The following is a 17,237-nucleotide window of genomic DNA, read 5'->3' on the forward strand; positions in this document are numbered from 1 at the left end:
AACTAACCTCTCAGTCCGCGAGGACGTCGTCGTCGCCCATGCGCTTGAGCTCGCGGACGAGCAGGGCGACGCCGGTGACGATGGCGGCGGCCGAGACCACCGCATCGGCCAGCTGGAGCTTGTCGTTCTCGAAGCGGGCCTTCTTGGCCTGCTTGAAGACATTGACCGCGCCGAACAGCGTGGTCCCGATGGACAGGTAGGTACCGGGCTTGGACTTCTTGAAGCCCTTGGCCTTCTTCAGAGCGCTCACAGGGACGGTGCCTCCTCAAGCAGCGGGTGGCCCCATTTGACGGTGAGCGCGGCCTCGACCGCGGCACCGACCTTGTAGAGCCGGTCGTCGGCCATGGCAGGGGCGATGATCTGGAGGCCCACCGGCAAACCGTCCTCGGGCGCCAGCCCGCAGGGCAGCGACATGGCCGCGTTGCCCGCGAGGTTCGCCGGGATGGTGCACAGGTCGGCCAGGTACATCGCCATCGGGTCGTCGGCGCGCTCGCCGATCGGGAAGGCGGTGGTCGGAGTGGTCGGCGAGATGAGCACGTCGACCTGCTCGAAGGCCTTCTCGAAGTCCCGGGTGATCAGGGTGCGGACCTTCTGCGCGGAACCGTAGTACGCGTCGTAGTAGCCGGAGCTGAGCGCGTAGGTGCCGAGCATGATGCGGCGCTTGACCTCGGCGCCGAAGCCCTCCGCGCGGGTGAGCGCGGTGACCTCCTCCGCGGAGCGGCTGCCGTCGTCACCCGCCCGCAGGCCGTAGCGCATGGCGTCGAAGCGGGCCAGGTTGGACGAGCACTCCGACGGGGCGATCAGGTAGTAGGCGGCCAGCGCCTTGTCGAAGGACGGACAGGAGATCTCCACGATCTCGGCGCCCAGCTCGCGCAGCAGCTCCACCGACTCGTTGAACCGCTGCATCACGCCGGCCTGGTAGCCCTCGCCCGCGAACTCCTTGACGACACCGATGCGCATGCCCTGCACACTGCCGTTGCGCGCGGCCTCGACGACCGGCGGGACGGGGGCGTCGATGGAGGTGGAGTCCATCGGGTCGTGTCCGGCGATCACCTCGTGCAGCAGCGCCGCGTCCAGCACGGTGCGGGCGCAGGGGCCGCCCTGGTCCAGGGAGGAGGAGAACGCCACCATGCCGTACCGGGACACCGCACCGTAGGTGGGCTTGACGCCGACGGTGCCGGTGACGGCGGCGGGCTGGCGGATGGAGCCGCCGGTGTCGGTACCGATGGCCAGCGGCGCCTGGAACGAGGCCAGCGAGGCGGAGGAGCCGCCGCCGGAGCCGCCGGGGATGCGGGTGAGGTCCCACGGGTTGCCGGTGGGGCCGAACGCGCTGTTCTCGGTCGAGGACCCCATGGCGAACTCGTCCATGTTGGTCTTGCCGAGCACGACGACGCCCGCGTCCCGCAGCCGCTTGGTCACGGTGGCGTCGTACGGCGGGAGCCAGCCCTCGAGGATCTTGGAGCCGACGGTGGTCGGGATCCCCTGGGTGGTGAAGATGTCCTTGAGCGCGAGCGGAACACCGGCCAGCGGGCCCAGTTCCTCGCCGCGCTCCCGCTTCTCGTCGACCGCGCGCGCCTGCGCGAGCGCGCCCTCCCGGTCCACGTGCAGGAAGGCGTGCACCTTCTCGTCGACGGCCTCGATACGGGCCAGATGGGCTTCGGTGACCTCGACGGCGGTGAGCTCGCCGGAGGCGACCTTGGCGGCGATCTCCGCCGCGGTGAGCCTGGTCAGATCGGCCATGGCAGTCACTCCTCCCCCAGGATCTGCGGCACCTTGAAACGCTGCTGCTCCTGCGCCGGGGCGCAGGCCAGCGCCTCCTGCGGGGTCAGCGACGGACGGACCTCGTCCGGGCGCATGACGTTGGTCAGCGGCAGCGGGTGAGAGGTCGGCGGTACGTCTTGGTCGGCGACCTCGGAGACGCGGGCGACCGCGCCGATGATGTCGTCCAGCTGTCCGGCGAAGTGGTCGAGCTCTTCGTCCTTCAGCTCCAGACGCGCCAGCCGGGCGAGGTGGGCGACCTCCTCGCGCGTGATGCCAGGCATGCAGATCCTCGGGGTGAGTGTGTAAGTTCCGGCCCCAATCCTATGGCGCCGCCCGCACCGGGCGCGAAACGCTTTCCCCCGCCCCGCCGGGCCAGTCCCGGGGCGGGGCCCCGGGGGCACGGTCAGGGCGCGGGTCCGTACCCGGCGCCGGAGCATGCGCCCCGCCGTACACCGGGGCGCCGTGCCTCATGCACACGGGGTTCGGGTGCGGGGTCGCAGGGGCGGCTGCGCATGGGCACCGCGAACGTACGGGGCTAGACCGGCTGGTCGGCGTCGGTTTCGGCCGGGGACGGCTCGGCGTCCGGGTCCTCGCGGCTCCAGCCGCCCTCACCGCGGGCCCGCAGCCAGGCGGTGGTCTCCTCGGGCGGCATCGCGGCGGCCACCAGCCAGCCCTGGACCGCGTCGCATCCCAGGTCGCGCAGGCGCTCCCAGGTCTCGTCGTCCTCCACGCCCTCGGCGACGACCAGCAGGCCGAGGGAATGGGCGAGGTCGACCGTACAGCGGACGATCTCCGCGTCCTCGTTGTCCACGGCCAGCCGGGCCACGAAGGAGCGGTCGATCTTGAGCTCGCTCACCGGGAGCCTGCGCAGATGCACCAGGGAGGAGTAGCCGGTGCCGAAGTCGTCGAGGGACATCCGCACCCCGTGGCCGGTCAGCCCGGCGAGGGTGTCGGCCGCGCGCTGGGGGTCCTCCAGCAGCACATGCTCGGTTATCTCCAGCTGGAGGGCACCGGCCGGGACGCCGTGCCGGGCCAGCCGTCCGGCCACCGCACCCGCGAAACCGGGGGTGTGGACATCGCGCGGCGAGACATTGACGGCGACCGGCACCTCGAGGCCGTCCGCCCGCCACCGGGCGACCTGGCCGAGGGCGGTCTCCAGGACGTATTCGGTGAGCCGCGGCATCAGACCGGAGCTCTCGGCCATGGCGATGAACTCGTCCGGCGGCACCCGGCCGCGGTCCGGGTGCACCCAGCGGACCAGCGCCTCAAGGCCGGAGACATGACCGTCGAAGCCGACCTTGGGCTGGTAGTGGAGCTCCACCTCGCCCGCGTCCAGGGCGCGGCGCAGATCGCCCAGCAGCCCGAGCCGGTCGGGGGTGTTGCCGTCGCGGCGGGCCTCGTAGAGCTCGACCCCGCTGCGATCCCGCTTCGCCTGGTACATCGCGACATCGGCGCGGCGCAGCAGCCCCTCGGCGTCCAGCGCGTGGTCGGGGTAGACCGCGACCCCGGCGCTGGCCTCCAGCACCAGGGTGAGCCCGTCGAGGTCGAGCGGTGAGCCGAGGTCGCCGACGAGGACGCGGGCGGAGCGCTGGGCGGCGGTGAGCGAGTCGGTGGTGGGCAGCAGCACCGCGAACTCGTCTCCGCCGAGCCGGGCCGCCTCCGCCCCGCGCGGCAGGGCCAGCCGCAGCCGCTCGGCGATCTGGAGCAGCAGCCGGTCGCCCGCCAGATGACCCAATGTGTCATTGACCGAACGGAATCGGTCCAGGTCGAGCAGGACCAGTGCGGTACGGGTCCCGGCCCGCTCGGCCTCGTCCAGCGCGGCCCAGGTGCGCTCCAGCAGCCACTGTCGGTTGGGCAGTCCGGTGAGTGGATCGCGCAGCTGCTCCTCGGCGCGCACCCGGGCGATCCACAGCGTGGAGTCCAGGGCGACCAGCGGGACCGCGAACAGCGGGAGCATCAGCGGGGTGTCCCCGGCGACGACGACGATCAGCGGGGCGATACCGAGCAGCGCGATGCCGACGAGGGCGTGGCGGAAGAGCGCGGTGCGGGCGGCGGTGGGCAGTCCGGCGCCGGGCGGGGCGAGAGAGTACCAGAGCAGGGCGCGGGTGACGGCGAGATAGGCAAAGGCGGCCAGAACCGTCTGGGGGATGGCGGACATCTCCCAGGTGTCGGTGTGCCAGGGCTCTTCGACGGAGGGCGTGGTGCCGAAGGCGGCGAGGGTGAGGGCCCCGGCGCCGACGCCGAGGATGTCGACCGCGCCGTGCAGAACGGCCTGCCGCCAGCGGTGCCGCCGGGCGGCGCCGACCAGCACCACGACGGCGAGGCTGATGAGCACGGCCGGGATCCAGCCGTAGAGCAGCAGCGCGGCCAGGGTTAACGCGGCGCCGGAGCCGGTGCCGCCCCACCAGCGGTCCCGGCCCAGGGCGACGAGATGGCCGACGATGATGCCGGTGAGCACGGCGAACGACCAGCCCACGGTGCCGTCGGGAAAGAGTGCGTGGCCCGCGTCGAGCACCCGGAACACTCCGATGCCGAACGCGAAAGCGGCCATGGCGACCGCCGCGGCCGGCAGCGCGGGCAGGACTGCCCGGCGCAGCCGCGACGCCGGGTCGGCGCTTTCGGTCGGTTTCATACCCGTCCCTCTCACAGCCGGCGGTGCCAGCGCCACGGCAGGCGCACACCTCAACAGTAGGCGGCAGAAGGCCATGACGGGCGGGGATCGGCAGCGGTTGCCCGAATGCCGTCCGACAATCGGTGACCTTCTGAGATGCGCTGTAAGGGTGATGCCCGCCGGCTACGCGCGGGAAGTGCTCCCAGTCGTAATCCGGCCACCTTTGAACTGCTGTGCAGACAAGATGGCCGGACCACTGCGCCGGTCGGGTGGACCGGGCTACTCCTCGGATGACTCCGGGGCCGCCAGAGCCACCTCTTTCGCGGCGTCGGGCCCCTGTTCGAGCAGCACGGCGAAACCGTCGTCGTCCAGAACCGGAACTTTCAGCTGCACGGCCTTGTCGTACTTCGAACCGGGATTGTCGCCGACAACGACGAAATCGGTCTTTTTCGAAACAGAGCCGGTGACTTTGGCACCGCGGTTCTGGAGCGCCTCCTTGGCGCCGTCCCGGGTGTGCGAGGCCAGGGTGCCGGTGACCACGACGGTGAGACCGGCCAGCGGACGCGGGCCCTCGTCCTCGCCCGCCGCCTCCTCCAGCCGCACCCCGGCCCGCCGCCACTTCTCCACGATCTCGCGGTGCCAGTCCACGGTGAACCACTGCTTGACCGAGGCCGCGATGATGTCACCCACGCCCTCGACGGCCGCCAGCTCCTCCTCGCTCGCCTCGGCGATCCGGTCCAGCGAACGGAACTCGCGGGCCAGCGCGGTGGCCGCGACCGGTCCGACATGGCGGATCGACAGACCGGTAATGATCCGAGCCAGCGGACGCTGCTTGGCGGCCTCGATATTGGCCAGCATGGCCAGGGCGTTCTTCTTCGGCTCGCCCTTCTGGTTGGCGAAGAAGGTGACCACCTTCTCCTCGCCGGTCCTGGGGTCGCGCTTGGGCAGCCCACTGTCCGGATCCAGTACGTACGACCTGATGGGCAGCAGCTGTTCGATATCGAGATCGAACAGATCCCCCTCGTCCTTCAGCGGTGGATCGGAGGGCTCCAGCGGCTGGGTGAGGGCGGCGGCGGCCACATAGCCCAGATTCTCGATGTCCAGGCACTTGCGGCCCGCGAGATAGAAGATGCGCTCCCTCAACTGCGCCGGGCAGGAGCGGCCGTTGGGGCAGCGCAGATCGACATCGCCCTCCTTGGCGGGCTGCAACGGGGTGTGGCACTCCGGGCATTCGGCGGGCATCACGAACTCCCGCTCGCTGCCGTCCCGCAGATCGACGACCGGGCCCAGGATCTCCGGGATGACATCGCCCGCCTTGCGCAGCACCACGGTGTCACCGATGAGCACGCCCTTGGCCTTGACCACGTCCTGGTTGTGCAGGGTCGCGAACTCCACCTCCGAGCCCGCCACCGTGATCGGCTCCACCACCGCATACGGCGTCACCCGGCCGGTACGGCCCACCCCGACCCGGATGTCGACCAGCTTGGTGTTGACCTCCTCGGGCGGGAACTTCCAGGCGATGGCCCAGCGCGGCGCCCGGGAGGTGGAGCCCAGCCGCCCCTGCAACGGGATCTCGTCCAGCTTCACGACCGCGCCGTCGATCTCGTGCTCCACCGAGTGCCGGTGCTCGCTGTCCCCGTAGTACGCGATGTACTCCCGCACGCCCTCCAGGGAGTCGACGACCCGGGAGTGGGCCGCGGTCGGCAACCCCCACGCGTGCAGCAGCTCGTACGCCTGCGACAGCCGGTCGATGTCGAAGCCCTGACGAGCGCCGATGCCGTGGACCACCATGCGCAGTGGACGGGAGGCGGTGACCTTCGGGTCCTTCTGGCGCAGCGAACCGGCCGCCGCGTTCCGCGGGTTGGCGAACGGCGGCTTCCCCGCCTCCACCAGCCGGGCGTTGAGCTCGTCGAAGCGCTCGCGGGGGAAGAAGACCTCGCCGCGCACCTCCACCAGCTCCGGGATCCGGTCGCCCTTGAGGCGGTTGGGGATCTCGGCGATGGTGCGCACATTGGGCGTGATGTCCTCACCGGTGCGCCCGTCGCCCCGGGTCGCGGCGCGGGTCAGCCGCCCGCGCTCATAAGTGAGGTTGACCGCCAGACCGTCCACCTTGAGCTCGAGGAGGAAGTGGTACGCGGTGCTCCCCAGCTCGCGGGCGATGCGGTCGGCCCATGTGCCCAACTCCTCATCGTCGAAGGCGTTGTCCAGGCTGAGCATCCGCTCACGGTGCTCGACCTCGGTGAACTCCGTCTCGTACGCCCCCGCGACCTTCTGGGTGGGCGAATCGGGCGTCCTGAGCTCGGGGTGCTTCTCCTCCAGGGCCTCCAGGCCGCGCAGCAGCCGGTCGAACTCCGCGTCCGAGACGATCGGGGCGTCCTTGACGTAGTACCGGAAGCGGTGCTCCTCGACCTGCTCAGCGATCTTGGCGTGCTGATCCCGTGCCTCGGCGGGCACTGTCGACTGCTCTTCGCCGGCCACCGTGTCGTCCTCCCGTTACTCAGGGTTGTCCGCGAGCGATCTCGCCGCCCGGACGCAGTGGGCCAGCGCGGTACGGGCATACGCGGGCGAAGCACCCGCGAGACCGCACGACGGAGTGATCACCACGGACTCCGCGAGAGTCCCCGGAGACAGCCCCAGCCTGCGCCACAGCGTCCTGACACCTCTGACGCTACCGGCAGGGTCGGACAACGGACCCTCCACGCCGGGGACGGCACCGACGAAGAGTGCCGTTCCGCCCTCCACGGCCTCTCCGATCGCCTCCTCCTCACTCTCCGTGAGGAGCGAGAGATCGAAGGAGATCCCCGCGACCCCGGCGCGCCGCAGCAGCCGGAACGGCACGGACGGGGCGCAGGAGTGGACCACCACGGGCCCGTCCGCCACCGCCACCAGATCGCGCAGCGCGCCCTCGACCACCGCCCGGTCCACCGCCGGGTGGGTGCGGTAGCCGCTGGCCGTACGGACGCTCCCGGCCAGCACCGCGGTCAGCGACGGCTCGTCGAGCTGGAGCACCACCTCGGCGCCCGGCACCCGCCGGCGCACCTCCGCGAGATGGGTGCGCAGCCCCTCGGCGAGCGAGGCGGTCAGGTCCCGGCAGGCGCCCGGGTCGCTCAGCGCGGCCTCCCCGCCGCGCAGTTCCAGGGCGGCGGCCAGGGTCCACGGCCCGACGGCGGAGACCTTCAGCGCCCCCCGGTGCCCTTGTGTGTACTCCTCCAGGGCGTCGAGATCCTCGCCCAGCCAGGACCGCGCCCGCCGGGTGTCCCGGCCGGGCCGGTCGCTGATCCGCCAGCCGCTGGGCTCGACATGGGCGTACAGCTCGACGAGCATCCCGGCGGTCCGCCCGATCATGTCCGCGCCCGGCCCCCGCGCGGGCAGCTCCGCCAGATACGGCAGGGCCTCCAGCGATCCGGTGACGGTCTTCGCGGCCTCCCGCGCGTCGCCGCCCGGCATCGACCCGATGCCGGTCGCGGCCCCCGCGCCCCAGCTGTGGTGGTTGCTGCTCTTCTCGCTCACCCGGGAAGCCTAGGCCCTGTCGGACAGGACCTGAGGCCCGGCCGGAGCGGCGGGCACGGACGGCGGCGCGGACGTGCGGGTCAGCCGCGCGGACGCACCGACAGATCGGTGATCTCCGCGTCACGCGGCAGATCGAGCGCGGTCAGCACGGTGGTGGCCACGGTCTCCGGCGCCATCCAGCGCTCCGGGTCGTACTCCTTGCCCTCCTGCTGGTGCACCTTCACCTGCATCGGGGTCGCGGTGCGCCCGGGGTAGACGGTGGTCACCCGCACCCCGTTGCCGCTCTCCTCCCAGCGCAGCGCGTCGGCCAGCGCCTTGAGGCCGTGCTTGCTCGCGGCGTACGCACCCCACTGGGCGTTGGCGCGCAGGCCCGCACCGGAGTTGACGAACAGCACATGCCCCTTGGCCAGCCGGAGCTGGGGCAGCAGCAGCCGGGTCAGCTCGGCGGGCGAGACGAGGTTGGCGGCGAGCTGGCGGTTCCACGCCTTGGGGGTCAGCTCACCGATCTCCCCGAGGTCGACCACACCCGCGATGTGCAGCAGTGAGTCCAGCCGGTCCGGCAGCGCCTGGTGGCTCAGCGCCCAGGACAGCTTCTCCGGGTCCGCGAGGTCTCCGACGACCGTGTGCGCTCCGGGGAACCGCCGCTCCAGCTCCTTCGCCCGTCCGGCGTCCCGTGCCAGCAGCCACAGCTCGTCGCCGCGCTCGGCCAGTCGCTCGGCCACCGCCGTGCCGATGCCCGAGCCTGCCCCAGTGATCAGATGCGTTCCCATGCCCCCAGCTTGCCTCACCGCGTGCACGTGCACGTCCTGGCTTGGCGCAATCCCATGCACCCCGGGCGGGTGGCCTTCACGCCGGACGCTCCCGTCCTGTAACGGCTCCGACGAGGTCCGTCCGCCCCGGAACGGCCCTCAGACGGACTCGAGATACGCCAAGGCGGCCACGCCGTCGTCCGCGAAAAAGACCAGCTCGCTCAGCGGCCGGGGCAGGAAGCCCTCTTCCTCCATCCGCTGGAACTGCTGCCGCAGCCCGTCGTAGAACCCGGCCGTATTGAGCAGCACCACCGGCTTGATGTGCAGACCGTGCTTCTTCAACTCCAGGATCTCGGTGGCCTCGTCGAGCGTCCCGGTGCCGCCGACCATGACGACCACGGCATCGGCGCAGGCCAGCAACTGCGCCTTGCGCTCGGCGAGATCCTTGGTGATCACCATTTCGTCGGCGTTCCGGCGGGCCTTCTCCGCCAGGAACTCCACCGAAACCCCCACCAGCCGCCCGCCGTTCTCCTGTACGCCGTCCGCCATGACCTTCATCAGCCCGACGTCCGACCCGCCCCAGACCAGCGTGTGCCCGGCCTTGCCGATCAGCTCGGCGAACTCACGGGCGGGGGTGGTGTAGCGGGCGTCGAGATCGGCGGCGGAGCAGAAGACGCAGATATTCATGGCGCCACTCTACGAGCGCCGCCAGGACCCTCCGGCCCGCGCTCACGGCAGCCCGCGGGGCCACGAGCGGCGGGCCAGGGTCCGTTGTCAGAGGGCCGCTGTGAAGACGGGCCCTACGGCTGAGGGGCCCTACGGCTGAGGATGGGGCTGCGAGCGGAAGTGCAGTCCGTGGCCCGCTCTGCGCGGCCGCTGGCCGCTGCCGACGCGCAGCTGGATGCCGTGGACCACTTCGATCACGCCCAGCGCGAGCAGCCACACCCCGGCCGTCAGCGCGAGCGCCTTGATGGAGCCGAAGGGCAGGACGACCAGCAGCACCCCGGCCAGCGCGGTGATCAGCCCGAGGGTGATCTGCCAGCCGCGGGCGGGCAGCTCCTCGGCGGAGATGGCCGTGGCGGTCAGCATGACGCCGCGCAGCAGCCAGCCGAAGCCGATCCACAGCGCGAGCAGCAGGATCGACTGCGCGGGCCCCCGGAAGCAGAGCAGTCCGAGGAGCACCGACAGGGCGCCGCTGACGAAGCCCAGGACGCGCAGCTGCCGGGGCACCTGCGCACTGAACGCCCCGACCAGCTGAAGGATGCCGCCGACCAGCAGATACACACCGAAGAGAGCGCCAACGACCGCCAGCGTGGGCCCCGGCCACACCAGCACGATGACACCCAGCGCGATGGCCACCAGACCCGTGGTGACCATCACCTGCCAGGTGGCCTCGGACAGGACGCCCATGAGACCGGCGCCCGGACCGCCGAGACCGCCGGGACTCTCGTCCCGCCGCCGGTTCTCGGCGCCATGAGGGGTATCGGAGGAAAAACTCACGCTCGTCCACCTCCTGGGACTCCTCGGGAAGGAGGATCGCGGTAGACCGGACGCAACCATCGTCACCCCGCGCCCGCCGCTTCGCCTGGGGAACGGCCCGGCGCCCGGCACTCCCGGCCCGCCGCTTGGTCGCGGGGCCCCGCGTCGGGCCCCGCGCCGGGCCCTAAGCCTGGGAGACGGCCGGGCGCGTCCGCTCGGTGGTGGCGATGGTGGCCGAGCCGACGACCCGCGTCCCGTCGTAGAGGACGATGGCCTGGCCGGGGGCGACGCCCCGGACCGGCTCCGCGAAGGTCACCCGCAGCTCGGCGCCGTCGACCACCTCCGCGGTGACCTCGGTCTCGCCACCGTGGGCGCGCAGCTGGGCGGTGTAGCCGCCGGGGCCGCTCGGCGGGGCCCCGCACCAGCGGGGCTTGATGGCGGTGAGGGCGGCGACGTCCAGGGACTCGGCGGGGCCGACGGTGACCGTGTTGTTCACCGGGGAGATGTCCAGCACGTAGCGCGGCTTGCCGTCGGGCGCCGGGTGGCCGATCCGCAGCCCCTTGCGCTGGCCGATGGTGAAGCCGTACGCACCCTCGTGGGTGCCCAGCTTGTGGCCCTCTTCGTCGACGATGTCGCCCTCGGCGGTGCCCAGATGGCTCGCCAGGAAGCCCTGGGTGTCACCGTCCGCGATGAAGCAGATGTCATGGCTGTCGGGCTTCTTGGCGACCGCAAGACCCCGCCGCTCGGCCTCCGCGCGGATCTCGTCCTTGGTGGTCAGGGTGTCCCCGAGCGGGAACATGGCATGGGCGAGCTGGCGCTCGTCCAGCACCCCGAGCACATAGGACTGGTCCTTGGCCATATCGCTGGCGCGGTGCAGCTCACGGGAGCCGTCCTCGCGGAGCACGACGGTGGCGTAGTGGCCGGTGCACACGGCGTCGAAGCCGAGCGCGAGCGCCTTGTCCAGCAGCGCGGCGAACTTGATCTTCTCGTTGCAGCGCAGACAGGGGTTGGGGGTGCGGCCCGCCTCGTACTCGGCGATGAAGTCCTCGACCACGTCCTCGCGGAATCGCTCGGCGAGGTCCCACACGTAGAACGGGATGCCAATCACATCGGCCGCGCGCCGTGCGTCCCGCGAGTCCTCGATGGTGCAGCAGCCGCGGGCGCCGGTGCGGAAGGACTGCGGATTGGCGGAGAGCGCGAGGTGGACGCCGGTCACGTCGTGGCCCGCCTCGGCCGCGCGCGCCGCCGCGACCGCGGAGTCCACACCGCCGGACATGGCGGCGAGGACGCGCAGACGACGGCCGTCGCGGGGACCGGTGGGCGCACCGGGGAAGTCAGTCATAACCCCTCCAGGGTAGGCCCTGCCCCGGCATGGCCTCCGCGCGGAGCGGCGGCCCGCCGCGCGGTGGCCTGCTAGGCGTCCGGGGGCCGCCGCACTGGCGCCATGCCAGGATCCGCGCGGAGCGGAACCGGGCAGCGTCCCCAGCGCGTTGAGCGGTCCATGAGCGAGGACGTTGAGCGGACCGTGAGCGAAGACACAGACGCGTCAGACGCGGCCGGCACCGCCGATGGCGAGCGCCGCCGGTTCAGCAGGCGCGTCGTACTGCTCGGCGGTACGGCCGCCGGGCTGACCGCGGCCGGAGTCGCCGGGTACGCCGCGCGGGAGCAGCTGGAGCGGCTGTGGTGGCGGCTGCCGGGGGTGGATCAGGAGCGCGAGGCGGGGGCGGTCGACTACCCGGGCGCGGAGTGGGTCGCGGCCTCGGGGGCGAACTGGCGGCGGGCGGACCGGCCGTACGACTACACCGTGGACCGCGTGGTGATCCATGTGGTGCAGGGCGGTTTCGCGGACGCCCTCAGTGCCTTCCGCGACCCCGAGCACCGCGCCGCGGCGCACTATGTGGTGCGCCGCGACGGCCATGTCGCGCAGACGGTCCGTGAGATGGACGTGGCGTTCCACGCGGGCAACCGCCCGTACAACGAGCGCAGTGTCGGCATCGAGCACGAGGGGTTCGTCAGCCGAGCGATCTCCTTCACGGACGCGATGTACCGCTCCTCGGCCCGGCTGACCGCCGCGATATGCGAGCGCTACGGGATCCCCAGAGACCGCGAGCACATCGTGGGTCATGTGGAGGTGCCGGGCACCGATCACACCGACCCCGGGACCCTGTGGGACTGGGACCGCTATCTGCGGCTGGTGAAGGCGGTCCGCACGGCGGGGGGAGCGACCGGCGGACGGTGAATCAGGCGGGCCCGAAAACCACGGCGAGCGGTCGGCCCCTGCTGTCGCTGGTGGGCCTGCTCGCCTTGCTGTCGCCGATGTAGAGCTTCTTGCCCGCGTAGATCATCGTGCAGTCACCGTAGACGTCCATGCCGGATTCGGCGTCCTTCATGTCGTCCGGATGCTTCTGGAGCGTCTCCATCGAGAAGGACTTGGGATCGATGCGTACGACTCCGCCGGCCTCGCTGTACTGGGAGCCCAGATAGGCGAGTACGGAGCCGTCCCCGTCCGTCTGGAAGGGGATCAGCGACCTGCTCTCGGCCATCTTGGTCTTCCCGGTCTCCTTGCCGGTCTTCAGATCCAGGCCGGTGATCCGCTCGCCCGGACCGCCGTCATCCACATCCACCTCCGAGGAGAGGTAGATGGTGCTGGTCTTCTTGTCGAGGGCGAGCTCCGTGCACCCGTCCACGTACGTGGCGGGACAGTTGGGCTGGTACCCCTTGGCCAGGACGTCGATCGTGCCGAGCAGTCTGCCCTGCTTACCGCTGTCGTCGATGGTCAGGATGTCCGTGGCGCCGGTCCCGGCGTCCGAGTCGCCGGTGTCGACGGCCACGACGAGGGGGGCGGTGGAGATGACATGCGCGTACTCGACCTTCTCGTCCAGCTTGTAGGAGGAGGTCACCGCCCGTGTCCGGGGATCCACCGTCTGGATCTCCAGCCGCTCGCCGCTGGAGTCCTCGTTGTCGCAGCCGCGGATCGCGACGAGCTTGTCGCCACCGCCCGCGTAGCCACTGTCGTCGCAGTCCGCGAGGTACTTCGGCGTCCACAGCGGCTTGCCGTCGAGCGACCAGGCTCCTCCGCCGCTGTTACCGCCGGCAGCCACAGTGCCACCACCGATGGTGACCTCGTAGAACTCCACCCCGGTATTGCCCTCGCTGTCCGCCCCCTCCTTCTGCCAGACCAGCTTGCCCTTCTTCAGGTCGACCAGACCGACCTTGGTGCAGCGGGCGTCTTCCCCTTTACCGTCCCGGAACAGGACCGCGGTCTGACCGTCCTTGGTGACATGCGGTGACGCCCAGCAGATCTGTCCACCGAGCGGTATCTCCCACTGCGACTTCGCGCCGTCGAGGGAATAGCCGACGATTTTGTTGACCTCGCCCTTCACGAAGTTCTTGTCGGTCACCCAGGTGCCCATGGTGTTGGCCTCCTTGCCGACCTTCGGCATGGCGACCTTGCCCAGCGTCTTCGCCTGAACGCCTTCGGACGAGGACCCTCCGTCCTTACCCCCGCCGTCGTCGTCGCCTCCGGTCGCCAGCGCGATACCCCCGCCCACCAGGGCCACCGCGAGCACTCCGCCGATGATCATCCCCCAGGGCGGCTTGGACCGTCGGCCACGGCCGCGCCCGCGCCCGCCCGAGCGGCCGTGCCCACTGGGACCGCCGCCGGGACCGCCGGGACCCCCCGGACCACCCGGGCCACCAGAGCCGCCCGCACCGCCACCGGGACCGCCGGCACCCCCGTAGCCGCCGTACCCCCCGGGGCCGCCGGAGCCGCCGGAGCCGCCCGGGGCCGGGGCCGCGCCCGGGTATCCACCGGCGCCGAAGTGCCCCGCCTGGGACGGTGGTTGCTGCGGCCCTTGCGGCTGCGGCGGCGGGTACTGGGGCTGGTGGTGCGGCGGCAGCGGAGGCTGCGACATCCATGGCTCCTGTTCACACGGGCCCGGCTCAGGAACCGGCGCTCACCGCGTGCTCATCGTGCCGACGGACGCCGCCGACACGAAAAACCGCCCAGGCCGATCCGGCTCGGGCCGGTTCTCATGAAGGCGGCCTGCGCATTCCCCCGGAATCACAGGACCGTTGCGGATCAATTCTTTCGGCCACAACTCCGCGATATCAAGCGGAAATTCCTGTTCCGGGGACTATTTGAAATGAACGGCAGATCATTTCCCATTCCGCGGTGACACGAAAGGGGCAGGAGCGGATCAACCCAGCGCGGGGCCAGGGTCCGTCGGACCCTAACTCAGCCCCGCACCGCGCGCCCGCTCCACCGCCGGGCCGATCGCCTCCGCCACCGCGTCCACATCGGCCTTGGTCGAGGTGTGGCCGAAGGAGAAGCGCAGGGTGCCGCGGGCGAGGTCGGCGTCGGTCCCGGTGGCCAGCACCACATGGCTGGGCTGGGCGATACCGGCCGTACACGCGGAGCCCGTCGAGCATTCGATGCCCTGCGCGTCCAGCAGCAGAAGCAGCGAATCACCCTCGCAGCCGGGGAAGGAGAAGTGGGCGTTGGCCGGGAGGCGGCCCGCTGGGTCGGGGTCGCCGCCGAGGACCGCGTCGGGCACGGCGGTGCGCACGGCGGCGATCAGCGCGTCCCGCAGCGCGCCGATCTCGCGCGCGAACTCCTCGCGGTGCGCGGCCGCATGGGCACCGGCGACGGCGAACGAGGCGATGGCCGGGGTGTCCAGGGTGCCGGAGCGCACCTGGCGCTCCTGGCCACCGCCGTGCAGCAGCGGTACGGGGCTGTGCTCACGGCCGAGCAGCAGCGCGCCGACACCGTACGGACCGCCGATCTTGTGGCCGCTGACGGTCATCGCGGCCAGCCCCGAGGCGGCGAAGTCGATCTCCAGCTGACCGAACGCCTGGACGGCGTCGGCGTGCAGCGGTACACCGAACTCGGCGGCCGCCTCGGCGAGTTCCCGGACCGGCTGGACCGTGCCGATCTCGTTGTTGGCCCACATGACGGTCGCGAGGGCGACGGTCGCGGGGTCGCGGGCGATGGCCGCGCGCAGCGCGTCGGGGTGCACTCGCCCCAGGGAGTCGACCGGCAGCCATTCGACCCGCGCACCCTCGTGTTCGGCGAGCCAGTCGACGGCGTCGAGGACGGCGTGGTGCTCGACGGGGCTGGCGAGCAGCCGGACGCGGGCCGGGTCGGCGTCCCGGCGGGACCAGTAGAGCCCCTTGACCGCGAGGTTGTCGGCCTCGGTCCCGCCCGAGGTGAAGACCACCTCGCTCGGGCGGGCGCCCAGCGAGGCGGCGAGGGATTCCCGGGACTCCTCGACGGTACGGCGGGCCCGCCGTCCGGCGGCGTGCAGCGAGGAGGCGTTGCCCGTGACGGCGAGCTGGGCGGTCAGCGCCTGCACCGCCTCCGGGAGCATCGGGGTGGTGGCGGCGTGGTCGAGGTAAACCATGGTGGGCTCGATTCTACGAGCCGCGGTGGGGGCGCGTGCCGGGCGCGTATGCGTAGATGCCGTGCGCCGACCGCTGAAGCACCCCTCGACACAACCCGTAAGGAGTGTTTAGCCTTTTACTCATGACAGTGATCGGGAATCCGGACCGGACGTTCCGTAGCTCCTCCGGCGAGGTCCGCTGGACCGCCTTCGGCGCGGCGGACGCACCGCCGGTCGTGCTGCTGCACGGCACACCCTTCTCCTCGTACGTCTGGCGGGCCGTCGCCCGCGCGCTCGCCGACCGCCACCGGGTGTTCGTCTGGGACATGCCGGGCTACGGCGCCTCCGCCAAGTACGAGGGCCAGGACGTCTCCCTCGCCGCCCAGGGCCGGGTCTTCGGCGAGCTGCTGGATCACTGGGGACTGACCGCGCCCGGAGCGGAACCAGCCGTCGTCGCCCATGACTTCGGCGGCTGTGTCGCGCTGCGCGCCCATCTGCTGCACGGTGCGCGCTACCGGCGGCTGGCCCTGGTCGATCCGGTCGCCCTCCCGCCCTTCGGCTCCGCCGCCTATCAGTTGTTCGGCGGCCACGCCAAGGTCTTCACGGAGCTGCCTCCGGCGCTCCACCGGGCGCTGGTGCGCGAGTACGTCGGCTCGGCGAGCGGGCCGGGGCTGCATCCGGCGGTGTGGGAGCGGCTCGTCGAACCATGGTGCGGGAAGGACGGGCAGCCCGCGTTCTACCGGCAGATCGCGCAGAACGACCAGCGGTTCATCGACGAGATCGAGGGTCTGTACGGCGAGCTGGACCTCCCCGTCCTGGTCTGCTGGGGCACCGACGACGCGTGGATCCCGGTCGAGCACGGACATGAGCTGGCCTCCCGCATCCCCGGGGCGGAGCTGCGGCTGATCGAGGGAGCGGGCCATCTGGTCCAGGAGGACGCTCCGGCCGAGCTGACCGCCGCGCTGCTCGGCTTCCTGAGCACTCCCTGAGGCGGCACACCCCGACGGCGGGCCCGGGAACGCGCCGGAGGTCGGGCGGGAAGGACACGCGCAGAAAAACCTGACGGCGGATGTCAACTTAACGCGGGAAGCTCCCTCCCGATCCCGACGCAGTCCCTCCCGACCAACGGAAAGGGTCCTCATGGACGCCGCACAGCCCCTGCCCGACCCGCGCCCCTTCTACGAGCGCGCCGCCGACCAGATGGCCGCGCTGATCGACCTGGCGGCCAAGGACGCCCTGGACCGACCGACGCCCTGTACCGAGTACGACGTGCGGGGCCTGGTGTCCCATGTCATCGCCGGCACCCGGCGGTTCACGACGGTGGGCGAGCACGGCGCCGCGCCGGGCGCCGCCGACGACGCCCCCGACGTCCCCGACGACGCGCTGGCCGAGGCGTACGCCACGGAGCGCCGCAAGCTCGCCGCGGCCTGGGCGGATGACGTCAAACTGGACACCGAGGTGACCGTGCCCTGGGGCACGATGCCCGGCCGGTACGCGCTCAGCGGTTCGGTGATGGAGACGGTGACGCACGCCTGGGACCTGTCGCGGGCCCTCGGCCATCCGATCCCGCTCGACCAGGAGCTGGCCGCGTTCGCGCTGGGGACCGCCCGGCAGGCGCTTCCGGCGGAGGGGCGCGAGGGGCTGCCCTTCGGTCCGGTGGTGCCGGTCGATCCGGCGGAGACCGACGCCTACGTCCAGCTGGCGGGCTGGCTCGGCCGCACCCCGTAACATCCGCGCGGGGCGCAC

The 17,237-nt window shown here is 71.7% G+C and carries 15 protein-coding genes; 3 read left to right on the top strand and 12 right to left on the bottom strand.

The window, feature by feature from the left end:
• Positions 1 to 10: 10 nt before the first annotated feature.
• From AC4BEG_RS09680 to mnmA, 10 genes are all read right to left on the bottom strand, one after another.
• Positions 11 to 250 (bottom strand): hypothetical protein, encoded by a 240-nt coding sequence (locus AC4BEG_RS09680; protein ID WP_201881024.1) that lies wholly within the window; start codon positions 248 to 250, stop codon positions 11 to 13.
• On the bottom strand, positions 247 to 1,740 hold the full coding sequence (gene gatA, locus AC4BEG_RS09685) for an Asp-tRNA(Asn)/Glu-tRNA(Gln) amidotransferase subunit GatA (protein WP_490705480.1): 1,494 nt from the start codon (positions 1,738 to 1,740) through the stop codon (positions 247 to 249). Before gatA ends, AC4BEG_RS09680 begins: the two co-directional genes overlap by 4 nt.
• Before the next feature lie 5 nt (positions 1,741 to 1,745).
• Complete coding sequence (gene gatC / locus AC4BEG_RS09690) at positions 1,746 to 2,042, bottom strand: Asp-tRNA(Asn)/Glu-tRNA(Gln) amidotransferase subunit GatC (protein ID WP_176180497.1); 297 nt, start codon at positions 2,040 to 2,042, stop codon at positions 1,746 to 1,748.
• A 254-nt stretch (positions 2,043 to 2,296) separates the two neighbouring features.
• Entirely contained in the window at positions 2,297 to 4,393 is a 2,097-nt protein-coding gene (locus tag AC4BEG_RS09695; protein ID WP_490705481.1) for a putative bifunctional diguanylate cyclase/phosphodiesterase, read from the bottom strand.
• 258 nt (positions 4,394 to 4,651) lie between these two features.
• The gene (ligA, locus tag AC4BEG_RS09700; protein WP_490705482.1) at positions 4,652 to 6,850 is read right to left on the bottom strand and encodes an NAD-dependent DNA ligase LigA; all 2,199 of its coding nucleotides are present in this window, start codon (positions 6,848 to 6,850) and stop codon (positions 4,652 to 4,654) included.
• Between the two features lie 15 nt (positions 6,851 to 6,865).
• Complete coding sequence (locus AC4BEG_RS09705) at positions 6,866 to 7,819, bottom strand: methionine synthase (RefSeq protein ID WP_490707037.1); 954 nt, start codon at positions 7,817 to 7,819, stop codon at positions 6,866 to 6,868.
• A gap of 143 nt (positions 7,820 to 7,962) precedes the next feature.
• Positions 7,963 to 8,652 carry an SDR family oxidoreductase gene (locus AC4BEG_RS09710; RefSeq protein ID WP_490705483.1) on the bottom strand — a complete coding sequence of 230 codons (690 nt, stop codon included), beginning with the start codon at positions 8,650 to 8,652 and terminating at the stop codon, positions 7,963 to 7,965.
• Positions 8,653 to 8,790: 138 nt separating this feature from the next.
• Positions 8,791 to 9,318 (bottom strand): LOG family protein, encoded by a 528-nt coding sequence (locus AC4BEG_RS09715; RefSeq protein ID WP_490705484.1) that lies wholly within the window; start codon positions 9,316 to 9,318, stop codon positions 8,791 to 8,793.
• 129 nt (positions 9,319 to 9,447) lie between these two features.
• The gene (locus AC4BEG_RS09720) at positions 9,448 to 10,131 is read right to left on the bottom strand and encodes an HdeD family acid-resistance protein (RefSeq protein ID WP_490705485.1); all 684 of its coding nucleotides are present in this window, start codon (positions 10,129 to 10,131) and stop codon (positions 9,448 to 9,450) included.
• Between the two features lie 163 nt (positions 10,132 to 10,294).
• Entirely contained in the window at positions 10,295 to 11,452 is a 1,158-nt protein-coding gene (gene mnmA / locus AC4BEG_RS09725) for a tRNA 2-thiouridine(34) synthase MnmA (RefSeq protein ID WP_490705486.1), read from the bottom strand.
• A gap of 159 nt (positions 11,453 to 11,611) precedes the next feature.
• Here mnmA and AC4BEG_RS09730 point away from each other — a divergent pair, with 159 nt between their 5' ends.
• Complete coding sequence (locus AC4BEG_RS09730; protein WP_490705487.1) at positions 11,612 to 12,349, top strand: N-acetylmuramoyl-L-alanine amidase; 738 nt, start codon at positions 11,612 to 11,614, stop codon at positions 12,347 to 12,349.
• 1 nt (position 12,350) lies between these two features.
• Here the strand turns inward: AC4BEG_RS09730 and AC4BEG_RS09735 are convergent, their stop codons facing one another.
• Together AC4BEG_RS09735 and AC4BEG_RS09740 are read right to left on the bottom strand one after the other, a co-directional pair.
• Positions 12,351 to 14,024 (bottom strand): hypothetical protein, encoded by a 1,674-nt coding sequence (locus tag AC4BEG_RS09735; RefSeq protein WP_490705488.1) that lies wholly within the window; start codon positions 14,022 to 14,024, stop codon positions 12,351 to 12,353.
• A 318-nt stretch (positions 14,025 to 14,342) separates the two neighbouring features.
• A complete protein-coding gene (locus tag AC4BEG_RS09740; protein WP_490705489.1) occupies positions 14,343 to 15,512 on the bottom strand; it encodes a cysteine desulfurase family protein in 1,170 nt (389 codons plus the stop codon).
• A 122-nt stretch (positions 15,513 to 15,634) separates the two neighbouring features.
• Between AC4BEG_RS09740 and AC4BEG_RS09745 the strand changes: the two genes are divergently transcribed.
• Together AC4BEG_RS09745 and AC4BEG_RS09750 are read left to right on the top strand one after the other, a co-directional pair.
• Positions 15,635 to 16,480: an alpha/beta fold hydrolase gene (locus AC4BEG_RS09745; protein WP_490705490.1), complete on the top strand. Its 846-nt coding sequence runs from the start codon at positions 15,635 to 15,637 to the stop codon at positions 16,478 to 16,480.
• A gap of 151 nt (positions 16,481 to 16,631) precedes the next feature.
• Entirely contained in the window at positions 16,632 to 17,219 is a 588-nt protein-coding gene (locus AC4BEG_RS09750) for a TIGR03086 family metal-binding protein (protein WP_490705491.1), read from the top strand.
• Positions 17,220 to 17,237: the final 18 nt, after the last annotated feature.

The sequence above is a fragment of the Streptomyces sp. JLBJ103 genome (assembly GCF_058215575.1).